General features: G+C 50.4%; 19 protein-coding genes. 11 read left to right on the plus strand and 8 right to left on the minus strand.

The features are described from left to right. Positions 1–9 precede the first annotated feature (9 nt). Positions 10–1314, minus strand: a complete 1305-nt coding sequence (locus tag METTU_RS19020; RefSeq protein WP_006893588.1) for a peptidylprolyl isomerase — start codon at positions 1312–1314, stop codon at positions 10–12. Then, positions 1307–4264: an LPS-assembly protein LptD gene (locus METTU_RS19025; RefSeq protein WP_006893589.1), complete on the minus strand. Its 2958-nt coding sequence runs from the start codon at positions 4262–4264 to the stop codon at positions 1307–1309. The genes METTU_RS19020 and METTU_RS19025 overlap by 8 nt, the downstream gene beginning before the upstream one ends. 105 nt (positions 4265–4369) lie before the next feature. Between METTU_RS19025 and METTU_RS19030 the strand changes: the two genes are divergently transcribed. The 11 genes from METTU_RS19030 (at position 4370) to METTU_RS24140 (ending at position 15123) form a co-directional block, all read left to right on the plus strand. After that, complete coding sequence (locus METTU_RS19030; RefSeq protein ID WP_006893590.1) at positions 4370–5368, plus strand: aminoglycoside phosphotransferase family protein; 999 nt, start codon at positions 4370–4372, stop codon at positions 5366–5368. After that, positions 5365–6036 (plus strand): N-acetylmuramate alpha-1-phosphate uridylyltransferase MurU, encoded by a 672-nt coding sequence (gene murU / locus METTU_RS19035; RefSeq protein WP_006893591.1) that lies wholly within the window; start codon positions 5365–5367, stop codon positions 6034–6036. Before METTU_RS19030 ends, murU begins: the two co-directional genes overlap by 4 nt. 5 nt (positions 6037–6041) lie before the next feature. Next, positions 6042–6251: a dodecin gene (locus tag METTU_RS19040; RefSeq protein ID WP_006893592.1), complete on the plus strand. Its 210-nt coding sequence runs from the start codon at positions 6042–6044 to the stop codon at positions 6249–6251. Between the two features lie 36 nt (positions 6252–6287). After that, positions 6288–6911 carry an adenylyl-sulfate kinase gene (gene cysC, locus METTU_RS19045; protein WP_006893593.1) on the plus strand — a complete coding sequence of 208 codons (624 nt, stop codon included), beginning with the start codon at positions 6288–6290 and terminating at the stop codon, positions 6909–6911. Between the two features lie 3 nt (positions 6912–6914). After that, positions 6915–7871 carry a hypothetical protein gene (locus METTU_RS19050; protein WP_006893594.1) on the plus strand — a complete coding sequence of 319 codons (957 nt, stop codon included), beginning with the start codon at positions 6915–6917 and terminating at the stop codon, positions 7869–7871. 183 nt (positions 7872–8054) lie between these two features. After that, entirely contained in the window at positions 8055–11507 is a 3453-nt protein-coding gene (locus METTU_RS19055) for a PPi-type phosphoenolpyruvate carboxykinase family protein (RefSeq protein ID WP_006893595.1), read from the plus strand. Between the two features lie 383 nt (positions 11508–11890). After that, complete coding sequence (locus METTU_RS19060) at positions 11891–13060, plus strand: hypothetical protein (RefSeq protein WP_006893596.1); 1170 nt, start codon at positions 11891–11893, stop codon at positions 13058–13060. A 43-nt stretch (positions 13061–13103) separates the two neighbouring features. After that, positions 13104–13823: a lysozyme gene (locus METTU_RS19065; RefSeq protein ID WP_006893597.1), complete on the plus strand. Its 720-nt coding sequence runs from the start codon at positions 13104–13106 to the stop codon at positions 13821–13823. A 95-nt stretch (positions 13824–13918) separates the two neighbouring features. Next, entirely contained in the window at positions 13919–14245 is a 327-nt protein-coding gene (locus METTU_RS19070) for a hypothetical protein (protein ID WP_254258056.1), read from the plus strand. 10 nt (positions 14246–14255) lie between these two features. Further along, entirely contained in the window at positions 14256–14948 is a 693-nt protein-coding gene (locus METTU_RS19075) for a hypothetical protein (RefSeq protein ID WP_006893599.1), read from the plus strand. A 25-nt stretch (positions 14949–14973) separates the two neighbouring features. Further along, positions 14974–15123, plus strand: coding sequence for a hypothetical protein (locus tag METTU_RS24140; RefSeq protein WP_006893600.1), 150 nt, complete (start codon positions 14974–14976; stop codon positions 15121–15123). A 64-nt stretch (positions 15124–15187) separates the two neighbouring features. Here METTU_RS24140 and METTU_RS19080 read toward each other — a convergent pair whose 3' ends face one another. The 6 genes from METTU_RS19080 to METTU_RS19105 all read right to left on the minus strand — a co-directional run bounded on the left by METTU_RS19080 (position 15188) and on the right by METTU_RS19105 (position 22262). Continuing rightward, entirely contained in the window at positions 15188–16384 is a 1197-nt protein-coding gene (locus METTU_RS19080; protein ID WP_006893601.1) for an ABC transporter permease, read from the minus strand. Positions 16385–16655: 271 nt separating this feature from the next. Next, positions 16656–17315 carry an ABC transporter ATP-binding protein gene (locus METTU_RS19085; protein WP_006893602.1) on the minus strand — a complete coding sequence of 220 codons (660 nt, stop codon included), beginning with the start codon at positions 17313–17315 and terminating at the stop codon, positions 16656–16658. Beyond that, a complete protein-coding gene (locus METTU_RS19090; RefSeq protein WP_006893603.1) occupies positions 17312–18457 on the minus strand; it encodes an efflux RND transporter periplasmic adaptor subunit in 1146 nt (381 codons plus the stop codon). Before METTU_RS19090 ends, METTU_RS19085 begins: the two co-directional genes overlap by 4 nt. 77 nt (positions 18458–18534) lie before the next feature. Continuing rightward, positions 18535–19512, minus strand: coding sequence for a FecR family protein (locus METTU_RS19095; protein ID WP_006893604.1), 978 nt, complete (start codon positions 19510–19512; stop codon positions 18535–18537). A 174-nt stretch (positions 19513–19686) separates the two neighbouring features. Continuing rightward, positions 19687–19872 (minus strand): hypothetical protein, encoded by a 186-nt coding sequence (locus tag METTU_RS24145; protein WP_040581046.1) that lies wholly within the window; start codon positions 19870–19872, stop codon positions 19687–19689. Next, complete coding sequence (locus METTU_RS19105; RefSeq protein ID WP_006893605.1) at positions 19869–22262, minus strand: penicillin acylase family protein; 2394 nt, start codon at positions 22260–22262, stop codon at positions 19869–19871. The genes METTU_RS24145 and METTU_RS19105 overlap by 4 nt, the downstream gene beginning before the upstream one ends. Positions 22263–22320 lie beyond the last annotated feature (58 nt).

A 22320-nucleotide genomic window follows, 5' to 3' on the forward strand; every position in this document is an offset into this window, starting at 1 on the left:
CGCACTGTTTCAAAGTCTATCCTGATAAATTTCTACAAAAGCCTCATCGCGCAATCTGCGCACCCAAAGCTCTGTTTCTTCTTCAATTTTCCGCTTACGAATAGCCTCTCTTACCAAGTTCTTTTTAAACTCGCTACTATCGTCCTTATTTTCCCGGCCCAAGACCTGAATGATGTGCCAGCCAAACTGCGTCTGTACGGGGTCACTCACCTCATTAATACCGAGTTTTACCATGGCCTCTTCAAACGGCTTAACCAGATCGCCGGGGCCTACCCAGTCAAGTGAACCGCCTTTTAATGCAGAACCTTTATCATCTGAATGCGCCCGTGCCAACGCGGCAAAATCATCACCGTCAGCAATACGGGCTTTTAATGCCAACAAGCGTTTATTTGCCTCGGCATCATCAACCAACTCATTGGTTTTAATTAAAATATGCCGAACTTTGGTTTTGGTAATCATGTGATTATCCGTGCCTTTTAGTTCCAACATTTTAACAATATGAAAACCGCTCGGGCTGCGTATGGGCTCGGACACATCGCCCTGCTTCATTTGTCTGATTTCATTAACAAACAAGGTGGGTACTTCACTTAGGGTGCGCCAGCCCAGATCACCGCCCTTGAGGGCATTGGCATCATCCGAATCGCTGATCGCTGTTTGACTAAAATCTTGTCCACCGCGCAGGCTCCCGACAATACCCTCGGCTTTGCTCATCGCTTTTTGTATTTCTGTCGATGACGCGCCTTCTTTAACCGCAATTAATATATGTCCCAGATGATACTGCGTAGACTCTTCGCCGATTTTATCCTGGGTCTCCATGTAGTGCTCAACCTCTCGGTCGGTCACCTTAATGCGTCCGCCTATCTCCCTGCCGCGTAATTGATTAATAATAATTTCATTACGCATATTATCCAAAAAGCTTTGATAGCTAATGCCCTGCCCTTCCAGCTCCGCCCTGAATTGCTCTATATCCATATTATTTCTTCGGGCTATATCGGCGGCCGAACTGTTGAGCATTTCTTCGCTGACAGTAATTCCGGCCTTTTCCGCCAACTGCCGCTGGAGTTTATCAACAATCATTTTCTCCAGCACCTGCTTGCGCAGCACATAAGCAGGCGGAATCGCGGCGTTACTTTGCTGTATTCTTTGTTCAATAACCGCCACTTCTTTTTGCAATTCACGCTCAAGGATAACGTCCTCTTCAACCACTGCGATAATGGTATCAAGAACTTCAGCGTGTACTAAAAAGCTGCCGAACAATAAGTTACACAATAACGCGACGACAATAGTTCTTTTGATGTTTTCTTGCTTAATCATCTTTCGGTGCCCGATAACCATAAATTTGCTGTTCAAAGAACTTATCCAATTTTTCCCCAATCCCGGTCAAACCTTTAAGTTCTATCTGAAAAAATACGCCGGTCTGACTTATCCCTGTCGCATCGACAATAGTGGGACTGTTCACAATATTCGGATTTTGACTAAGCGTTAAGCTATTAATCCAGCGTCGCCCAATAACACGAAAACGCCAGCAGCAATTTTCTTTTTCCAGGCCAAAAAAACTTTCCTGAGTTGAATTATTCAGCAATGAATACGTCCAACGCCCAACTACAGACCAATCGTTATAAATCGGCCAGTGAGCGGAAACATCGCTTTGAATAATGTCATAAGGTCTGGTCCCCGATAATTCAGGATAAATCGTATTTTTCCTGTAACGATAACCCATATTAATAATCTCACCGGGTTCGTTAATATAATGCAGCATGGCGCTGTGCCTGACAACCCGGTTCAAATGAGGATTCCATTGCGCCCCTGAACTAAACGATATATGGTCCGTTAATCCGGCATCGAATTCAGTCACCAGATTTGAGAATTTATCGGTATCCGGAAAATAGCCCGGCAAAGTTTGCTGGTAACCGGGATAAATAACCTTTCTATCCTGAAAATAAGAAATTTGCCCCACACTGAGTTTTAATTTTTCCCTACCGGATTTAGCATCGATCAAGCGTGTTGTTAAGGCTGCCGTAAGCTGATTAGCATCCCCTACCCTATCCGAACCGCTAAAGCGGTTTTCCAAAAACATGCTGTTAAAAGAAAAATCATTCGGTGCGGTATCGAATACAGGAATATCGTCTTGAACCGCATTGGGGACATACAAATAAAACAATCTGGGTTCAAGGGTATGCAAATAAGATCTATTGAAAATATTCATGTCCTTTTCCAGATACAAACCGCTATCCGTAGAAAAAATAGGCAGGGTTCTGGACATACTTGAGGAGACGACTTGGCCTGTCGACAATTTTATTAAGCCCCCGCTTGGATTGCTTAACGCATACTGGGTGGACTGCAAGGAAATCTTGGGCGTTAAAAAAGCACTGGCCGTTTGCAATGGGAAACTGATTGACGGTTTGACATTGGTTCGTTGCGCATTCACCGGCGTAAGATCGTTTTGTTGTCCATTCGTCATTTCCACTACTGAATCATGCTGATAATGCACATACTCAGCATCCAGCAAGGTTGTCAACGGCATAAATTTGAATGAATGGTTCAAATTCAGGTTAACTTGCGGCAACCTCCGATACGGTATCCCCGCTTTGGTTATCGCTTTATCGATCGATTGATAATTATCAACATGGCCTGTTAAAGAAACCCCGGTATTTACGTAGCCAAGATTAGCTTGGCTTAAAAGATAACTACTGTAAGTTGACGTACTCAGCGCGTTGCCCAAGTCGGAGAAATAATCTTTATCGGACACATAATTCAAATCCATATTTGAATTAATATGAGGCGTAAATTGGGTGTTATTCTTAATCGCTCCCAAATACCGTGCCTTATCACGGAGACTGTCATGCGGCATAAATTCCAGATCTGTAGATCCGCGTGTCATCTCTGTCAAATAACGGAAGTCGCCTCCCAATATGGCTCCCCTATTTGAAAGATACCGTGGCCGTAAAGTGACATCGTAATTGGGAGCTATATTCCAGTAATAAGGCGTTTCCAGTCTTAAACCGCCCCGTTGCGTATTGCCGAATGAAGGCGCAAGAAACCCCGAAAGTCGCCTGTTATCTATCGGAAAAGACATATAAGGTGAATAAAAAACAGGCGTGCCTTTAAACTCAATCCATGCATTTTTAGCAGCACCTTGACCGCTAATTTTATTCATCTTCAACTCAGTCGCATGCACAACCCAGTCCTGGTTGCCGGGACGGCAGCTGGTATAAGCAACACCTTTATATCGAGACAGGGTACTGCTCTCCCGATAAATCGTTTTCGCCCGGCCTCTGAGCGGCGTAGCCGGAGAAATAAACAGGGCTTCCCGGAGGCGTGCCTGATCGGAAGCCAGGTTAAGGGATGCCGACTCACTGTGCAACGCCAATTCATCTTCGCTGTAATAGACACTGCCCTGTAAATCCAATGTTTCCGACACAGTGTCATAAGTCGCTTTATTAGAGACTGAACGCTGATCTGCACGAGTCATTTCAACATTACCGGTATAACTGTAAATTTCATTCTCGAATATTTCAGCATAATCGGAATCGATATCCAGAGGAGACGCCTCTCTCAAATCCTTTTCAGGCACAAAGCCGGGCTTTCCGCCGCCAGGTGCAGCACAGTTTTGCCAGGGATCATATTTCAGTTGTGATTTAAGATTGCTGAAGGTTAGCTCTTCGTTATGGTCAAACGCCGGAGTAAGAAAACTCATGCCGGATTCAGGGGTTTCAATAACCCGCGCCTGCCCCTTAGGATCGGCGCCGACCAACTTGCAATCCCAGTTTTTATCTGCGGCCTTGGCATCGCAGGTCCAACCTGGACGATTAGCTTCAGTTTGCAGCGTTTTTTTCAAATTGGAATCGGCCGAAGGCTGAGCGATTGGCTTAGCCTCTACGCTAACTTGTTGGGTGTCTTTATCAGCCCTGGTGTTGACGGGGAGTTTGGGCGCATCGACCTTCGTCTCGGCCTTCTCGGCAGGGACGGACGGGGGCTCGGTATTCTCAACGGCATCGCGCTCAGGTTCCGCGACAACCGGCTGAGTATTTTCAACGGCCTTTGTCGGTATTGGCTGCGCGTCTTTAATCGGTTGCACGCCTTTAACGGGTTCGACGTCGACAGGAACCTTTGCCGCACTGGTTTTCCCCGCAGGTTCTTTTTCACCTACACAAACCCACTCTTTGCTATCCTTGTTTTGTACACAATTCCAGAGTGCTTCGTTGGCAATGCTGGCAGGCGCATAAATAGAAGGTAAAAAAAACAGTAATAAACGGCGGCGCATAGGTAATATGAAGTTTAGTAGCGTAGTGGATCGTAAATCGAATAAAATGCCGGACGTTAATTTTACCTCACTACCCCACTATTATACTAATCTATCCTAAACATCATGATGCCTGAAGACTTAAGAACGATATCGATGTTCGACTGGCTTGAAAACGATTTATTGCTCACCATTACCGCATGCGCCCCCGCTTCCAGCGATGCCAGTTTTCGACGTTACTTTAGAGTCTGTACCCCGGAACAACAATTTATTGTCATGGACGCCCCGCCGGACAAAGAAAACATCGAACCCTTCATCAGAATTGCCAAGCTGCTGACACAGTCTCAAATCAACGTCCCGACTATTTTTCAACAAAACCTGACTGACGGATTTTTACTGCTGGAGGATTTCGGTAGCCAGTGTTTTCTGGACCAGCTGAATGAAGCCACTGCCGCCGATTTATATCAAACCGCTTTCGACAGCTTATTCAAACTGCAAACCCAAACATCGATACAAAACTCCGGATTGCCCAGCTATAACGAGCCGCTCCTGCACAGGGAACTGGCTATTTTCGACGAATGGTTTTTAGGCCAATTACTGGACATTCAAATTCCCGCAGCTGTTTGGGAGACGGTCCGCGCCCTTCTCACCACATCAGCTCTGGAGCAGCCCAGCACCTGCGTACACAGGGATTACCATTCCCGCAACCTGATGGTTTTAGACAACGATTCACCCGGCGTCATCGATTTTCAGGATGCCGTCATCGGCCCGATCACCTACGATCTGGTGTCTTTATTGCGCGATTGCTATATCGCCTGGCCTGAACAACAAGTTGAACAATGGCGATTTAATTATTTTGAGCGGCTCCAGCAAGCAGGCCTCATTGATTGCAGCCCGGCCCAGTTTAAACGCTGGTTCGACCTGATGGGGCTACAACGCCACCTTAAAGCCATCGGCATTTTTTCCCGCTTGCACTTGAGAGACGGCAAATCCAACTACCTTGGCGACATACCGCGCACCCTGAACTATGTCACCGCCGGTTGCGCGGCCTACCCTGAACTTGCCGGGTTCAATGACTTCCTGCGCGAACAGGTACTACCCGCACTGAGCGTAGTTGAAGCATGAAAGCCATGATTTTAGCGGCAGGACGCGGCGAAAGAATGCGCCCGTTAACCGACCGCATCCCCAAACCCTTGCTTACAGCCGCAGGCAAACCGCTGATCGAATACACGATCAAACAACTGGTCGCGGCTGGTTTTAATGATATAGTCATTAATCATGCCCATCTGGGATTGCAAATAGAAAACCGGCTGGGTAACGGCAATCGGTTTGGTGCAAACATAAGCTATTCACCGGAAGGCGAACAAGCGCTGGAAACGGCGGGCGGCATTATTAACGCCCTGCATTTATTAGGCGACGGGGTGTTTTTGGTGGTCAATGGCGATATCGCCACAGACTTTCCCTTTGCCGAACTCAAAAAACTGACTGTCGATTTGGCCCATCTGGTTTTGGTCGATAATCCGGCGCATAATGCACAGGGCGACTTTGGCTTGGCTAAGTCCGGCTTGGTTGTTTCAAGCGGCACCGAACATTTCACCTTTAGCGGCATAGGGCTGTATCGCCCGGAACTATTCAGCAACATGCCCGCCGGACCCAGCAAACTGGGGCCTTTGTTACGCCAAGCCATAGCAAACGGCCGGGTTTCAGGACAAAAAATGGACGGTTTCTGGATGGACATAGGCACACCGGAGCGTTTGCAAGAACTGGATTTTTATTACACTCAACAGAGGTAAAGACCATGACTGAACATGTTTACAAAAAAATAGAACTGACCGGTTCATCAGCCGTCGGCATGCAGCAAGCTATCGAAAACGCCATCAGCAAGGCATCAAAAACTATCCATGACATGCGCTGGTTCGAAGTCGTCGAAACCCGCGGCCACATAGAAAACGGCAAAATCGCCCACTGGCAGGTCACCGTTAAAATCGGCTTTTCCCTGACAGAATAAAGGCTTTGCCATTCGACAAACTAGGCTCGATCGTATATGCCCCATCAATCGGACAAAAGCGCCAATGCCCTATGGCACCGCGCCACCGTCACCCGGCAACGCCGCGAACAAAAAAATGCGCATAAATCGATAGTTCTCTGGTTTACCGGCCTATCCGGCTCCGGCAAGTCAACGCTGGCCCATGCCGTAGAAGAACAATTGCATCAAATCGGCTTAAATACCTTGGTCCTGGACGGCGATAATGTGCGTCACGGCTTGTGCAGCGACCTGGGATTTAGCGATACAGACCGCAAGGAAAACATCCGCCGTATCGGTGAAACAACCAAACTGCTGCTTGAAGCGGGCGTCATAACATTGACCGCATTTATCTCACCGTTCAAGGCGGAGCGCGCCACGGCAAGAAGCCTGATGCTGGACGGCGACTTTATTGAAATTCACTGTTTTTGCCCGTTAACGGTTTGCGAGCAACGGGATGTCAAAGGACTGTATAAAAAAGCGCGACTAGGCGAAATACAAGACTTTACCGGCATATCCTCGCCTTACGAAGAACCGGAAAACCCGGATTTAAAAATCGACACTCACCGGCTTACGCTCGAAGAAAGCGTGCAGCAGGTCATATCGCTATTACGCGATCGAAACATCTTGTCCGCCCTGGAATAAACCATGCATTTCGATGTCTTCAATGGCGATGCAGACGGCATCTGCGCCCTGATTCAACTACGCCTGGATCGACCGCTGGCATCGCGGCTCATTACCGGCATTAAACGCGATATACAATTACTGGATAAATTCACCGTCACCTCAGGCGACCGCATCACAGTACTGGATATTTCCCTGCAAACAAACAGCGTACGGGTTAAGGAGTTTTTAAATCAGGGCGCGCATATTTTTTATGTCGATCACCACCAGCCCGGCGATATTCCCAATCATCCCCATCTAAAAACGCTGATTAATACCGACAGCGCGATCTGCACCAGTCTACTGGTCAATCAGTACCTGAATGGAAAATATCCGTTATGGGCAATAACCGCGGCCTTTGGCGACAATTTAAACCACAGCGCCGAACAACTGGCTGCCACCCTGAATTTAAGCCAAACAGAAATTGAGACCCTGAAAAACCTGGGCATCTACATCAACTATAACGGGTACGGCGGCTGTATTGACGATCTGCATTTTGCCCCTGACAGACTGTATCGGGAAATGGCGGAGTTCCAATCCCCTTTTGACTTCATCGGCGGCAATCGTGACATCTTTACGCAACTGGAACAGGGCTATCGAGAAGACATGGCAAATGCCCAACGCCTTGTCCCCGAATACCAAAGCGACGCGGTCGCCGTATTCATCCTGCCCGATACCGCCTGGGCAAGACGCGTTAACGGCGTATTCGGGAATTTCCTGGCCAACCTTCACCTCAGCAGAGCCCATGCGGTCATCACCCATAACAAGGACAACGATTACCAGGTTGGCGTCAGAGCGCCCCTATCCAACAAAACCGGCGCTGACGAATTATGCTCCGCCTTTCCAACCGGCGGCGGACGCAAAGCGGCGGCAGGCATCAATCATTTGCCCGGCGATCAGCTGAGTATTTTCATCAAAAAGTTTGAGGATTTTTATTCGTGAGTAGCTGTTACAATGCGAGTAAAAGGCTTACGTTTTAAATATAAGTACAATGGAACACAGATGACGGATGAACACATTTTTTACCTTTAGCCTTGTGTCATCATAATGATTAACGTCATCAACGTTCTATTTTTGGCCACTGAATAATAACTACAATCTTAAAGACCGCCGGAACCGACACGCATGAACTCACTGACCGATCAACACCAGCCCGACTCATCCAGCCCGAAGCGGATGGAACAATTACAACACATCAACCTGCAACTTGCGGCGCTGGGGCAACCAACCTGCGAAGTGGAAAACGACCCGCAATACCTGAAAATTGCAGGCGGTTTATTAAAAAACTATACTCAGCAACGCCGCCTGCTGGCGCTGGCCAAGTACCGCTGTCCGGCCGATCAACGTATTCAGGATTTCCTTAACAGCTACTTGACTGAAAACGGCATAGAAGGCCCCGTCAGCTTACCGGGCGAAACCTTTGTGCTGGAACAAAAAGAATTGGCAAGGGAGTTGTCCCTGCCCTTTCAATACAACGAATTTCATTCGGCTTATATTGATTCCTACCGGATTCAACAAGGCGTACTGCATAACCCGAAAAACGACCGGCGCACCACCAAAGGCGTGTTCCATATTGCCGCCGGAGGCCTCCCGGTTCCGGCCGATAAAAACGAAGTGCCCGTTCAGGCATACGCGGCTCTGCTCCGTGCCGCCCTGACGCCTCCCGACGACCTTTTGTCCCTGCCCTTTACCAGCGCTCAAGCCAACACCGCCAAACTCTGGGCATCATCGCTGATAAGACCCATCGTGTGCCCGGAAGTTTCCGCATCAATGCCGGTCAAAACCATGGAAATCCGCTTTTTTGCACCCGGCGGACTGGTCGCCAACCTGGATTTTGTCGAATCCATTTTCGGCAACGCGGGCGACCCGTTCCTGCCCGAGAACGATGCCGCACTGGATATCGACCACTGGACCGGCCATACCGGCTGCATCATTCTTGCCTCGCACCTGGTGCATTGCCGGAAAAAAGATCTGGGTCTGCCGCATTTTGACGATGCCACCGAACGTCAGCGCAAAGACGGCATGTGCTGGAAAAATGCGGATGAACTGTACAATAACGGCCAGCCCTTTAAACTGGTGTGCCGCAACATGCAGGGGGTGATTGTCACCATCATCGCCGATAACTATTTCGGCTACAGCAAAAAGGAAATCAAGTCCCATATCAGCTATTCAGCCAACCTGTACGGCGGCGCTGAAGAAGAGCATTCGGGCGGCGCGCTGGCCTTCCCGAGAGTCATTCTGGGCGAAATATTTTTGCCGCATACGTCCTATATCGGCGAGCATTATTCTTTCGATAAAGTCTGTCAGCAACTGGCGTCGGTCATAGAACCTAAAGACGAAGGCTATGCTGTCGACAAAAACTATCCCGACATCCTTTATATTCCCAATACCGCGAAGTTCAACATTCCGCAGCAGCAAGTCAGCTGGACGCATAATCGGCAGACGCAAACGCTCAAATTGCTGTTCGGCAACACCTATGTCTATCCCAACGGCTTTAAAATCCACATGGAACGCCACCCTACTGCGCCCAGCTGGCGCTTGATCGGCACCCATCAGGAAGGCACTTTCTGCCATAAACCGAGCACCGTATCCGGGGGCGGCAAATCGGAAATTTCCAAATCGATTGCCGGAGCCATCATTTCCGGCCCGGTTTTTGTCGATAACTTCGATAAAGACATGGACATCGTCACCGCCATCTTCGAACACGATTATTCCACCCGGTTTCGCGATCCGGCCCTGCATGGCCTCGACCAACGCCGCCTGCTCAGCAATGAACGCACCCTGGGCTCGGTGATCAAACTATTGACGCCGTCCGAAACCGAATTTTCGGACGTCCACAACCAATGGCTGGCAACAATACCCCAGCACATATTGGCAGTGGCGCTGATGATCAAACGTTTTTACAAGGAAGAATGGGGCCACGACTGGAGAAAATATTTTTCCGTCGACATGGTCAACAGCCACCCCGGTAACGAACTGAAATTTCAGGGCCGCAAACTGATCGCCAGTTACCTGCGCGTAGGCTTTGACGAAAATGGCGCGTGGCGCGTTTTCAAACTGCGTCAGGATTTTATCGCCTCGGCCAAAGTCCAGATGGAAGACGATATTTCCGCGTCCACCGTCGTACCGACGCGCCTTCTTACCGGGCTTAATCCGGATTATAAAAACCCCAGCGTCAAACTGGTCGATAACTGCGAGCAAAGCTTCTTTCAGCGTCCTGACGATGCGATACACCGGGGCACGGATTTGCAAACCGAGCTGGATTTTTCGCGTACCGACAACTTCATCTCCAATTTCCAACCGCTCACCCCGCAAGACGCGCGCGAATTCATCGAAGACGTCATACACTTCGACGAATTCAGCGAACCGATGCAAAACGTCATCCGCCAGGCCACCCAGGGCAAAGACGGCGAGTACTTCGTCTCATCGGCGCATCCTCGTCTGGTTGATGGAAAACCCAGCCTCAACGTCCGCTATCTGCAACTTCGCCCCGATATAGCCAACCCAAAAATGCGCTATATTGCGGAACTGTCCACCCGTTTGGCGCGGGGTCTTGATACCGATCAAACCGTTTATTTCCCGGTTAACGCAGTATTGACCGGACGACGCAACAACCCTGCCGACCTTGAGGCAGGCATCCGACCGCTGGCGATCTATAATCCGATCCATTATCAGGAATTGCCTGAGCTGTTCATGGATTTTATTTGCAGCCTGACCGGAAAATCGCCGTCCACAACCGGAGCCGGTTCCGAAGGCGCGCTGACCAAAGGCCCGTTCAATGCCTTATCCACCACCGCCGACCTGAATACCGCCTTGGTTTCGTTCATATTATGCGGCTATGACGGCTTTTCCACGGCGGCGGGTTTCATAGGTTCCAAACGCCAAATCGATCATGACATCAGCCTATTGATTCCTGAAATCTGGTCACGCTTGCCGGTAGACCAGCGCGACCCGCAGTATTTGATTGCAAAAGGACAACTGGAAAAACTGGAGGATTTTGAATACGAAGGTCGCACAGTATTCCAAAGCCGACTGGGCTATCGCATCACCGAACGGTTTGTGCATACCAATTTCGGCAAGATGTTCGATTACCCGACCGCGGTATTTGACGACGCGATGTTGAAACCGGAAACCCAGGATATGCCCAGCTATGTTGACGGCATCGACAACGTGTACGAAGCGCAGCAGCGGGTCGCGCAACAGTATTTCCAGGACGGTTCCATCGATGACGCCTGCCCGCCGTTAAAAGCACTGCTGCACATTATGGCCGAAGGCGAATATGCAGGGCAAACCATCAGCGACCCGGCTATTCGCGCGATGTTCACCCGCGACTATTTGCTGCAAAGCGACTGGTATCAACAGCGCCTTGAAATCAAACAGCAACGCGAGAGCGAACTTTGGCAGCAGCACAAGGCTTATATCCAACAGCAATTGGCGGCAACGGAACAGTCAGCCGGCCGTGCCGAGTTAATCCAAAAACTCGAAGCGACAGAACTCAAGCTGGCCGAGATCAACGATCCGGCTTACCTGCAACAGCTGCAAGGGACTTTAGGGGCTGATTGGGTACATCATTCGTAGACAGAAATACGCCGGTTCGAGCAACAGCGAAAACCGGCGTTTCCCGCACAGCAGATATCAAGTTAAAACATATCGCCACGAAGACAAGATCGACTGCACCGCTACAGCAGGTAGAATAATGCAAGGAGCCATTGCCTATAATATAGCGTTCCCACACTCCAGCATCACTGACCCAATTCACCGTCGTAGAATGTGAGCAATCGACTTCTACAGTAATAGTATTTTATTTACCGAGCATGATATGATCCGTCAGCCCAAATGGACGCTGATTTTAGACGCTAACAAAAAATTCACAGTTTTTCTTTTTGGCCGCGCTGCCGTTATTTGAGTCATGGGTAAAACAAGTTAATACACGTTTTTTTATTTCTGGTGGAGTAATTGTCATGCAAAATACATCCGGTATAGTAGATGTCGCCATAGGATTGGTGTTTGTCTACTTGCTATTAAGCCTTATCTGTTCCGCACTGACGGAAGCCGTCGAAAATCTGTTTACGCGTTCCCGAGGAAAAAAACTCTGTGAGGGTTTGTATGAGTTATTTGGCGGTAATACCTACAGTAACACAAGCTTTACGCTGCTCAAGGAGTTTTACAAAAATCCGCTGATTTATGGTTTGTACCACGGTGATTTGAAACTGGAGCAACAACCTCAACAAGCAGGTACAGAACCCAGTCATACATCGCCGCAAAAGCTACTGTTACCCGCTAACCTACCCTCTTATATCGCACCAAAAACTTTCGCGCTGGCGTTTGTTAGTCAAATTCTGGATGATAAACCCTTTGATACGGCGACACTTATCAGTCAGATCAATGCCTCTAATAACCTCCCGGCCAATCTCAAAAAATCCCTGACGCTATTTGTTAATACGGCTGATGGCGACATCCATAACGCACTTAAAAATATTGAAGACTGGTATTCCGCAATGGGAGAAAGAGTCAGTGGCTGGTACAAAAAACATGCGCAACTTATAGCCTTCATTATTGCTGCAGCGATTGTTATAGCCGGTAATGTCGACACGCTTACCATCGCTAAAAGCCTGATGGTCAATGACAATCTACGCGACCAGATGGTTAGCTCGGCTGACCAGTTTATCAAAGTCGATTTATTGAAAACCAGGCAACAGGCGCTTGATGGCGCTCAATCCTCAAATAACCAGCAACAAATCACCCAACTCAGCACCGAAATAGCCGTAATTAAAGCGGCAGCGTCTACTAAAGAGGCTCTTTGCCAGACTCAAGCCATTGACCCTCAGCAATGTTATAACTTGCAAATGGCACGATTAGCCGAACTGAATCGACTTGGCTTGCCGATAGGATGGCGCAACTTGGACGATCCGAGAAATAATCCTCACAGCACAGAGGCTTGGCTGGAAAAAATTATCGGTCTTTTTATTACGACAATAGCTGTTTGTTTGGGAGCGCCCTTTTGGTTCGATGTCCTCAACAAGTTTATGAATTTCAGGTCAGCCATCAAGCCGCAAGCCGGCGATAACAAAACAGAAAACAAACCGCAACAACCGGACAACGTTAAAGCTCCAACGCCCGGCGTGGGCTGAAGGCTTTACAGTGTCTTAATTCAAGCAAAATGGAGAGAATATTATGTCGAGACAAATTAACAACGACGGTTTAAATCTGGTCAAACAATTCGAGGGCTTGCGTTTAGAAGCCTATCGCTGTCCGGCCGGTGTCTGGACCATCGGCTATGGGCATACCCATGGCGTAAAACCAGAGGCAACAATCAGTGGAGAACAAGCGAATCACTTATTGGCTGAAGATTTAGCGGAATCGGGTGTGCAGGTAGATCAATGTATGAATGTCACGTTAAACGACAACCAATATGCCGCCTTGAGCAGTTTTGTGTTCAACGCGGGCATTGGAAATTTAACGGCGAGTACCTTGCTGAAACGCCTTAACACGGGTGATTACGATTGCGTACCGAGTGAGTTGTCCAAATGGGTTAAGGCAACCGACCCCAAGACCGGCAATAAAGTCTCTTTAGCGGGGCTGGTAAAGCGCCGGGCAGCCGAAGGTGAATTATGGCTAAAAACCGATAGCGACGACCCGTTTTTAACCAGTACGGATATGCCGCAACGCGTTTATGCCGACGATCCTCGCGTTTCTTACCAGGTTGCTGCCCGTGATGGTCTCCGAATGCGTTCCGGCGCCGGTGTGAGCTTCGACATTTTGCAGGTGCTTCCCATAGATACCGAAGTTTTTATCATCAAAGAAAAAGACGGTTGGGCAGCCATCGACCTGCAAAGTGATGGTGCAATTGATGGCTGGGTATCGCAGGACTTTTTAAAATTGAAATCCGCCTAGTTTTCTTTCTGGATAAGTGCATGTACACGGATATGCAGCGGGGTAACTCAAACAGACGCCCAACGATTATTGCGTTGCTAGCAATAGTTACAGTAATGATCGCGTTACCCGGCTGTAGTTCATTCGGCTGTTGTATGACGGTGTCTGTGGACGGCGAAGACTCGCTGCACTATGTGATACTGGGAATAGGCGTAGTCTCAATACCAAAACCGGGAACCGAAACGGCAATATTAGCGACCCAATCCCAGGCTTTAGGGCTGCATATTTCCGACCAGCCGGGCATGAAGCTGGGATTAGGCTATTCAACAAGCAGCACCGTTGCGATACCCGATCATGCCGAAGATGTTCGCGTAGAAATAAGCCAACGGCCGGGTGGGCCGATTATCGTTGATTCGCCAAAAGCTCATCTAAAACAACCATGAGAATAAAATAATGGATAAACAAAAAATATTTACAACTGTCTTGAGAAGCGCAGGCCTTGTTTCGGCCACAATGGCAGTCACCGGCTGTGCTGATCAAGGCTATTCGGTTCTGGCATCTACTGCTACGATGATTGGCGTAGAAGTATCGCAGAATCCTGCAACCCAAATGCCGCAGGGCAAGCTCGGTTACAACCGCGCAGAACTCGCGTTTGTTCCGACTAATCGCAACGGCGGCAAGAATTCGACTGGCTCGGTTGGCGGTGGTGCTGCGGATTCAGCCAATGTCCTGATGGAACTGCGCTATGGCGGGATTTTTGATTTGGGTGAAAGTTCCGGGATCTACCAACGGCTTGCCGTGGGTACGGAGGCTGTAAAACAACCCGGCGCATCAGTCATGTTTGCCAAAGATGCTGACGGTAGCATTGACACAGAAACGGCAAAAGCGCTTGCGGCAGTCAAAACGATTCCTGAAGTCAAAGAAGATTTGCAAAAGAAAAAAATGCCCCTGTCTAAAAAATACAATGATTACAAAAACAACAAGGATGCATCCTCAATCGCAAAATATGACAACGCGGCAAAAGCTGTTGATCCTGGCTATTTAACGTTCGGTAAGTTTGCTACTGATGACCAGGCAACTCCTGACAAAATTAAAGCTGTTTGTCAGATCCTTAAATCTCAAGGAGAAAATGTGAATTGTGAATAACTTAAAACTCTAAGAGGCAAAAACGATGACCCAAGTAAAACGCATAGATCTATCCGAAGTCGCCGACTTGGAAAGCACAATTAAAGCCGTTTGTGAAAACATGGACACAGACAATTACAAACTGGCGGCTACCTTTGTTTTCCAATCACAATTAGTAATGATTTTTCAACAATAAGCCCAATGATTTTACAAGCCCAGTGGCTCTGCTTGTCACTAAGAAATGTTGGCCGCGGATACAATCACTCAGCCCGCAAGGCCTCCAACGGCTCCAACCTAGCGGCTTTCATGGCCGGAGCTACTCCGGCGGCTATGCCGATCAGCAATGAAACCATAAAGGCCGCAACGATATAAGTCCAAGCCAGCTCCACCGGCAAGGCGGGCAGCGCGGCATCAAGGATTTGCACAATGGTTATGCCCAGCAACACGCCACACAGTCCGCCTGCGGCGCTTAGCGCCAATGCCTCGCACAGGAACAGCTGGAAAATGGTTCTGCGTTCTGCGCCTACCGCCCGCAGCAGGCCGATTTCTGAAATCCGTTCGGAAACGGCGATGGTCATGATGGTTAATATGCCGACCGAACCGACCAGCAAGGAAATGCTGCCTAGTGCCGCTACCGCCAGCGTCAGGATATTCAGGATGGAATCCAGCTTTTTGAGCATCTGGTTCTGGGTGACGAGGGTGAAGTCTTCCCTGCCGTGCCGGGCAATCAAGCTTCGTTTGATGGCTTTTTCTACGCGCTCAACTGCCGTATTGCTTTTATAGAGTAGGTGGATTTCCATCAGGCTTTCCCTGTCGAAAAGCTCCAGGGCCTTGGCGGCCGGGATGTAGATGGTGTCGTCCATATCGAAGCCGATCATCTGGCCTTTCTTTTCCATCACGCCGACGACCCGAAAACGGTCGCTGCCGATCCTGATGCGCCGGCCCAGCGGGCTGGCCGTGCCGAACAGCTCGGTCGCCAGTTTATTGCCCAGCACCGCGAAGGCGCGCGGATTGCTTTCTTCTTTAGGTAAAAAACGCCCGTTGACGACCTTGATTTTCCATATTTCCGGCACGGCTGCACCGACCCCCAGCACATTGGTGCGCCGTTGTTTTTCTCCCGCTTCAATACGCGCATTGCCTTGCACCATGGGGGATGCGGCAATGATGTTTTCCACTTTGCTTAAGCTGACAACATCGGCTATGACCAGCGGTCTAACCGTGCTGATCGATGCGCCCGACACGCCAAAGGTGGTGGTTTTTCCGGGATGAACGCTGATCAGATTGGTGCCGAACTGGGTGAATTCGGCCAGTACAAAGGTATGAATGCCGCGCCCTATCGAGGTCAAAATCACCACCGCCGCAATGCCGATAATCAACCCCAATGCGGTCAACGACGAACGCAGTTTGTGACTGATGACCGTCCGGTATGACAATGAGAGGAGATCGGCGTAGCGCATGTTTTACCGCTTTGCCAATGCGGCGACAGGGTTGGCTAGTTCCCAAGCTCCAGCTCTTATCGTTATACGCGAGTGTCTGTGGAACAGCGTCATTACTCCTCGTTCCCACGCGTTGCGTGGGAACGCAGTGTTGGACGCGCTGCGTCCCGTATATACAAGACATTGTGCGTGACTCGCGGCGCAGCGCGCCTTGACTGCATTCCCACGCAGCGCGTGGGAATGAGGTAAAACTTCGTGTCTTCGTGGTGATCTTTTATATTTTGATTTCTCATCATCCTATCTGCCCATCGACAATACGGATTTTACGCCGCGCTCTGTCGCCCAAATTCTGGTCATGGGTAATAATCATCAGCGTTACGCCCTGCCGGTTAAGCCCTTCCAGCAACTCGATAATTTCCTTGCCGGATTTGCTGTCGAGATTGCCGGTCGGTTCGTCCGCCAATAAAATCTCCGGGCGCATGATCATGGCCCTGGCAATCGCAACACGCTGTAGCTGTCCGCCGGAAAGCTGATCCGGCCTGTGGTCGGCCCGGTCTTGCAGACTGACCGACGCCAGCGCTTCCTGTACCCGTTGCTTGCGTTCCTTAACCGCTACGCCCGCCAGTATCATCGGCATTTCGATGTTTTCAGCCGCCGACAACCGCGGAATCAAATGAAAAAACTGGAACACAAAACCGATGTTTTCGCGGCGAATCTTGGCGAGCTCATCATCGTCAAGCTGGGTAACCGGCTGATCGTTTAACAGATACCGGCCCGAACTGGGCTGATCAAGCAGGGCGATGACGTTTAACAAAGTCGATTTTCCGGAACCCGACGGTCCCATCACCGACACATATTCGCCTTTTTCGATGGTGACGTTAATGTCATTCAAGGCATGAACGGTCTGCTCGCCTACCTGAAAATAACGATGAATATGTTCCAGCCGTATCATTTTTGTACGCGGGCATAAGCGCCTGCAACCACGCCTTCCTTGCCTACCGACAACACAACTTTATCGCCGACATTCAGGCCCGACAACACTTCCACGGCGTTCCAGTTGACCAGCCCAGGTTTAAAGCTGCGCTCTTCCAGCAAGCCGTCCGCCCGCATCACCAAGACCCGGTTATTTTCCAACACCGCCTCGGCAGGCACTCGGAGCGCTTGGGGTTTGCTGGACAGCAGGACTTCAATGTCGGCACTGTAGCCAGGCAGCAAGCCTTTAAGGTCTTTCGGATCGGTTAGCTTAACTTCAACTTCGACGGTGCGCGCCTGCTTTTCCTTTTCCAGCACATAGGGAGCGATACGGCTTACCGTGCCGGAGCAGCGTTTATCGGTAAAGGCATCCAGCGACACACAGGCGCTCATGCCGGTTTTGATCTGCGGCGCATCCACTTCATCAATCGGCGCGGACACATACAAACAACTGACATCCAGCAAATCGATGGCAGGCAAGGTCGGAATGCCGGGCGGCGATGGCGTTATAAACTCCCCCAACTCGGCATTGATTTCAGCCACGGTGCCGTCGAAAGGCGCGAGAACCAGAGTGCGTTCGACAGCGGCCTGAACCGCATCGCGGTTGGCCTGGCTAACCGCGATGGCCTCAAGAGCGGCGGTGCAGGATGCCCGCTTGGCGCGGGCGCCGGTCGCTTTAATATCGACCTGTTCTTCAGAAATAATATGATCGAATTTTTGCAAACGCAACGCACGGTCTGCCTCGCGTTCGGCGCCCGCGCCAAGCTGACAGGCTTGTTCGGCAGATGCCCGGTTAGCCCTTATTTGAGCGTCCTGCAATTTGACCTGCGCTTTCAGATCCTTATTCCAGATCTCCAGCAGCAACTGATTCTGTTTAACGTTGTCGCCTTCCTTGACATGCAACTCGGCAACCTGCCCGCCCGTTGCCGGCGCAAGGTAGGCGCGTCTACACGCTTTAACCGTACCGACGCGGGTATTGGATACCGTCGCCTTCACCTCGCCTTGTTCAAGGGTGACTATTTCAACATCGACAAATTTCGGCTGTTTGGTAAAAAAATAAACGGCAATAATCAACGCAAGGCCGATGATGATTATGAGTGGTTTTTTGCCCGGTAAAGTCATAAGTTGAGTAGCCAAAAGTCGTTTTGGAGCGCCTATTAAGCCCAATCATCAGGCCGGCGGTCAACTTAAAAACAACATTACCCGACAATCACCAGCCAATCGGTCAAATAAGTCATTTTTACCGACAGATTTTTCCCCAAGACTTTCAGCATGTCGTCCGACTCACGCAAATTGATACGACCATTGATTTTGAGTTCTCGCAAGGTATTGTCCTTATAAACCACCACACCGGTTCGATAGCGGCGGATCTGATTAATGACGCTTTCCAGAGGGGCATTCTCAAACACCAGAAAACCGTTCACCCAGGAGGTGGCCAGCGCAGAATCCAATATCCGGGTTTCGCCAAGCCCGGCGGCACTAATCGATACGGCTTCGCGATCATGTAAAATCTGCGGCTGTTTCAACGCGCCCCGGTCGCTCACTTCAACCCGGCCGGACACGACTTTGACTTCATCGCTACCGCTCTTTTCATGCACGAAAAACCGGGTTCCGAGTACGCGGGTCGTCGAATGATCGGCCTGGACAATAAACGGCCGGTTGGGATCGGGTTTGACTTCGAAATAGACCTCGCCTTTGAGCAGCTCGACCCCGCGTTGCGGACCCTCCATGCTGACTGCGATGGAACTATCGGTATTGAGCATCGCGGTGGAACCGTCATCGAAATAGACGGTTTTGCGTTCGCCCACTCGGGTCGAATAGTCGCTTTGCATCAAGATAGCAAGTTCGTTTCTAAGTAGAAAAGTTAAGGCCAGACAAGCCGCTATCGCCAGCGGTAATTTGAAATAAATGGATGCTGTTTTCTTTTGCGGTGCGATGCGGTGTTTTTGGGCGGCTTCGCCAAGCGCTTGCAGCAAACCGGCATCGCCCCACAGCTTACTGATTTCATTAAAAGTTTCGCGGTGCAAGTCGTCCTGATTCAGCCATAGAAGAAATGACGCCTTTTCCTCGCCAGAGACATTGTCGGCCCGTAGCCGTATAAACCAAGCCACCGCTTGCTCGTCAATATCGTTATTAAGCCCGGATTCCAAACTATTCTTCTCGTTTTCCTGTTTCATAGGTCACTACTCAGTTTATGCATAGAAAACTCCCCGTAAGCCGAAAGCAACACAAGCCATGGAAATTGTGTTTATCATCCGTAACGACTTGGCTGCCAAGAATAGAACGCGGATAACGCTGATGCTCATGATTCAATAAGATTTTTAGTGGTTTATGATTGATGTTCCTGGTGTTCAAGAAAAAACGCTATCGCAAAGAACCCATCGAACCCGCTCCAACAACCCCAACTGTTGTTCAAGGCAAGCCTTCGATTGAGCAGGCATAAATCGGTTAATCATCTGCATTTCGTTGTTTTTAAAATAACCTTGAGCAATTACCTTTATTTTACCTAAATATTGTATTCCGCCCGTTTTTTTCACTTGCCATGCGGTTGTAACAATAACATGTGTTCCGGCTTTCCGGCTGTCAATGGCATCGATAAACCCTTGAGCCAATAGCCCTGCTGATCCCGGTAATAAGGCGACAAGGGTTGGCCCGATTGGCCGCCGGGCATGTGCAGAATGGCGTCTTCAAAATGACCCGGCGAAACTACCAGCCGCTCGCTGGCTCCGAAACCCGGCCCCGCCGCGCGAACGCAGAAACCGCAACCCGGCAAGGCCTCGCGTGGCATATCCAGTAAATCGCTCAGTATCGGCAAGGCCTTGGAAAACGGATGCGACTGCTTGACCTTATTCTGTTCGCCCCAGTTCAATTCCATTAACGGCACTCCCGGATGCTGGGCTTGTACCTGCTGCAAACCGTGTTTCAATTGTCCCAGAATAAAATCGTCCCAGTTCCGGTAATGCGCCGCATCGGGCAATGCGCGCGGCGGCTTTTCGTTCAACAGGGCTTGCAACGGCGTATCGATATAAGTCCACGAATAGCTGAAATTTTTATCGGCGTCCCGGCTGGCCGACAAAAGCGGCGTAAATACCGCCTCGATCAATTGCTTGCGGAACTCGACCAGCAAGGCAAAACCCAGGCTGCCGGTATCGGCCCGGCCGTTCCAGGCCAGCAAATAGTCCCGCGCTTCGGCCAAATCCGGTTGCCTCGCAATCACTGCGGCGGTCAGGCTATTCAAGGCCAACTGCTGATAGAACACATAAAACTCGCTTTCGGTATCGAGTTGCAAATCGAACATGGCCCATTCGCCAATCCTGGGCATTTGCGTCAGTTGTCGGGTAATCCTGTAAGCGCGGTAGCCGTTGCCGAACTGGTGGCCGATCACATACGGATAATTTTTGCCGAAACGGCGGTCGTTGGCCGATGCCAAAATGCCCTCGGGCGGGTCGATGACACGCGGCAAATCCTCAGGTTCCACATAACCGTTCCAGCCCACGCGGCCGTCCGCCCATGAGCGACTGACCAAACCGTCATTGCCGAAGCGCTTGGGAATTTTGCCCATCACCGTCCAGGCGATGCTGCCCTTGTCGTCGGCCAGCAAAACATTCAACTGCGGACCGCCGCTGCCGTTGACGATTGTTACCGCCTCCTCCAGGGTTTCGCCTTGCTCCAAATCAAACAAATTGAGGTTGAACGCATCGGCATCCAGCGCCGTCCAATGAATCGCCACCGGCTGATCCAGCAGCGGTTGGTTGGCGACAGGCCCCCAGCGGGTCTGCTTAACCACAATCTGCTTGGCTGCACTGCCTTTGACGATTATGGTTTCCGGATACTCGTCGAAGCGCTGCCATTGCTCGCCTACCCGGTATTGATCGGGATTGGCGGGATTGATCTCAAGCCGGACCAAATCCAGAAAATCGCCGGAAAGATTGGTCGCTCCCCAGGCGATATGCCGGTTGCTGCCGGCAATTAACAACGGCGTACCGGGCAAGGTCAAGCCTGCGGCATGCACAGCGCCGTAATTCAGCTCGATGCGATACCAGGTATTGGGCACCGATATACCCAAATGCATGTCGTTAGCCAAAATGGCCCGCCCGTCCCAGGTCTTCTTGCCGCCGACCGCCCAGGCATTGGAACCGACCATTAAATCGGATTGCTGAACCAGTTGCGCCAAGGGGGGGGTATCCGACGACTGATGGGTGAGTGCCGTTGCCAAAGCCTCGACAGGAATCGCTTGCGCCGGGCGCAACGATTCGGCCTGTTTTTGCAGCTGTTCGGTGTAAAAATCGGTGTCCGGCGTTAAAAAACGCATCGCGGCGTCCGGCAAGGTTTTTTCCATCACGCTCAGCATACGCTCGCCGCGTTCCTCACCGGCAGTCAAGTTCTCGCACATACCCAATACGACCAGCAGACTGTCCTCGGGAGTCCAAGGCCCCGGCTGATAACCCAATACGGTAAACTCGAAAGGCAGTTTGCCGGACTCCGCCATATAGCGGTTGACGCCGTCGGCATAGCTTTGCAGATACTGTTGATGGGCTGGCGGCAGTTTTGCCAGGATGGCTTTTGCCTCCCTATGAAAACCGTAGGTTCGGGCCCTGATGTCGCTGTCCAGCGCCATGTCGCCAAAAATTTCCGCCAAGCGCCCGGCGCTTTTGCGCCGCATCAGCTCCATCTGAAACAAGCGGTCGCGCGCGGTAACATAACCCAATGCCCGAACCGCATCGACACGGTTAGCGGCATTGATGACCGGCATGCCGTGCGCATCGGTCTGTACGCGAACTTCTGCCGTAAGCCGGTCCAGCTGCACCGTGCCGTCAAGTTGCGGCATGGACCGATGCATCACCCAAAAACCGCCGCCGAGGGCTATCGCCGCCACGCTCGCCAGCGTCAAGCCGCCATATAAAATGATTTTTCGAATCTTCACCATTGCCATCCAATATTATGAAAAAATAATCACCACGAAGACACGAAGGACACGAAGAAAA

This window comes from Methylobacter tundripaludum SV96, from assembly GCF_000190755.2.
Taxonomy (GTDB): Bacteria; Pseudomonadota; Gammaproteobacteria; order Methylococcales; family Methylomonadaceae; genus Methylobacter_A; species Methylobacter_A tundripaludum.

Bases quoted from the DNA above. Each gene is read 5' to 3' on its own strand.
- METTU_RS19020 (WP_006893588.1), bottom strand. From the start codon at position 1,314: ATGATTAAGCAAGAAAACATCAAAAGAACTATTGTCGTCGCGTTATTG.
- METTU_RS19025 (WP_006893589.1), bottom strand. From the start codon at position 4,264: ATGCGCCGCCGTTTATTACTGTTTTTTTTACCTTCTATTTATGCGCCT.
- METTU_RS19030 (WP_006893590.1), top strand. From the start codon at position 4,370: ATGATGCCTGAAGACTTAAGAACGATATCGATGTTCGACTGGCTTGAA.
- murU (WP_006893591.1), top strand. From the start codon at position 5,365: ATGAAAGCCATGATTTTAGCGGCAGGACGCGGCGAAAGAATGCGCCCG.
- METTU_RS19040 (WP_006893592.1), top strand. From the start codon at position 6,042: ATGACTGAACATGTTTACAAAAAAATAGAACTGACCGGTTCATCAGCC.
- cysC (WP_006893593.1), top strand. From the start codon at position 6,288: ATGCCCCATCAATCGGACAAAAGCGCCAATGCCCTATGGCACCGCGCC.
- METTU_RS19050 (WP_006893594.1), top strand. From the start codon at position 6,915: ATGCATTTCGATGTCTTCAATGGCGATGCAGACGGCATCTGCGCCCTG.
- METTU_RS19055 (WP_006893595.1), top strand. From the start codon at position 8,055: ATGAACTCACTGACCGATCAACACCAGCCCGACTCATCCAGCCCGAAG.
- METTU_RS19060 (WP_006893596.1), top strand. From the start codon at position 11,891: ATGCAAAATACATCCGGTATAGTAGATGTCGCCATAGGATTGGTGTTT.
- METTU_RS19065 (WP_006893597.1), top strand. From the start codon at position 13,104: ATGTCGAGACAAATTAACAACGACGGTTTAAATCTGGTCAAACAATTC.
- METTU_RS19070 (WP_254258056.1), top strand. From the start codon at position 13,919: ATGATCGCGTTACCCGGCTGTAGTTCATTCGGCTGTTGTATGACGGTG.
- METTU_RS19075 (WP_006893599.1), top strand. From the start codon at position 14,256: ATGGATAAACAAAAAATATTTACAACTGTCTTGAGAAGCGCAGGCCTT.
- METTU_RS24140 (WP_006893600.1), top strand. From the start codon at position 14,974: ATGACCCAAGTAAAACGCATAGATCTATCCGAAGTCGCCGACTTGGAA.
- METTU_RS19080 (WP_006893601.1), bottom strand. From the start codon at position 16,384: ATGCGCTACGCCGATCTCCTCTCATTGTCATACCGGACGGTCATCAGT.
- METTU_RS19085 (WP_006893602.1), bottom strand. From the start codon at position 17,315: ATGATACGGCTGGAACATATTCATCGTTATTTTCAGGTAGGCGAGCAG.
- METTU_RS19090 (WP_006893603.1), bottom strand. From the start codon at position 18,457: ATGACTTTACCGGGCAAAAAACCACTCATAATCATCATCGGCCTTGCG.
- METTU_RS19095 (WP_006893604.1), bottom strand. From the start codon at position 19,512: ATGAAACAGGAAAACGAGAAGAATAGTTTGGAATCCGGGCTTAATAAC.
- METTU_RS19105 (WP_006893605.1), bottom strand. From the start codon at position 22,262: ATGGTGAAGATTCGAAAAATCATTTTATATGGCGGCTTGACGCTGGCG.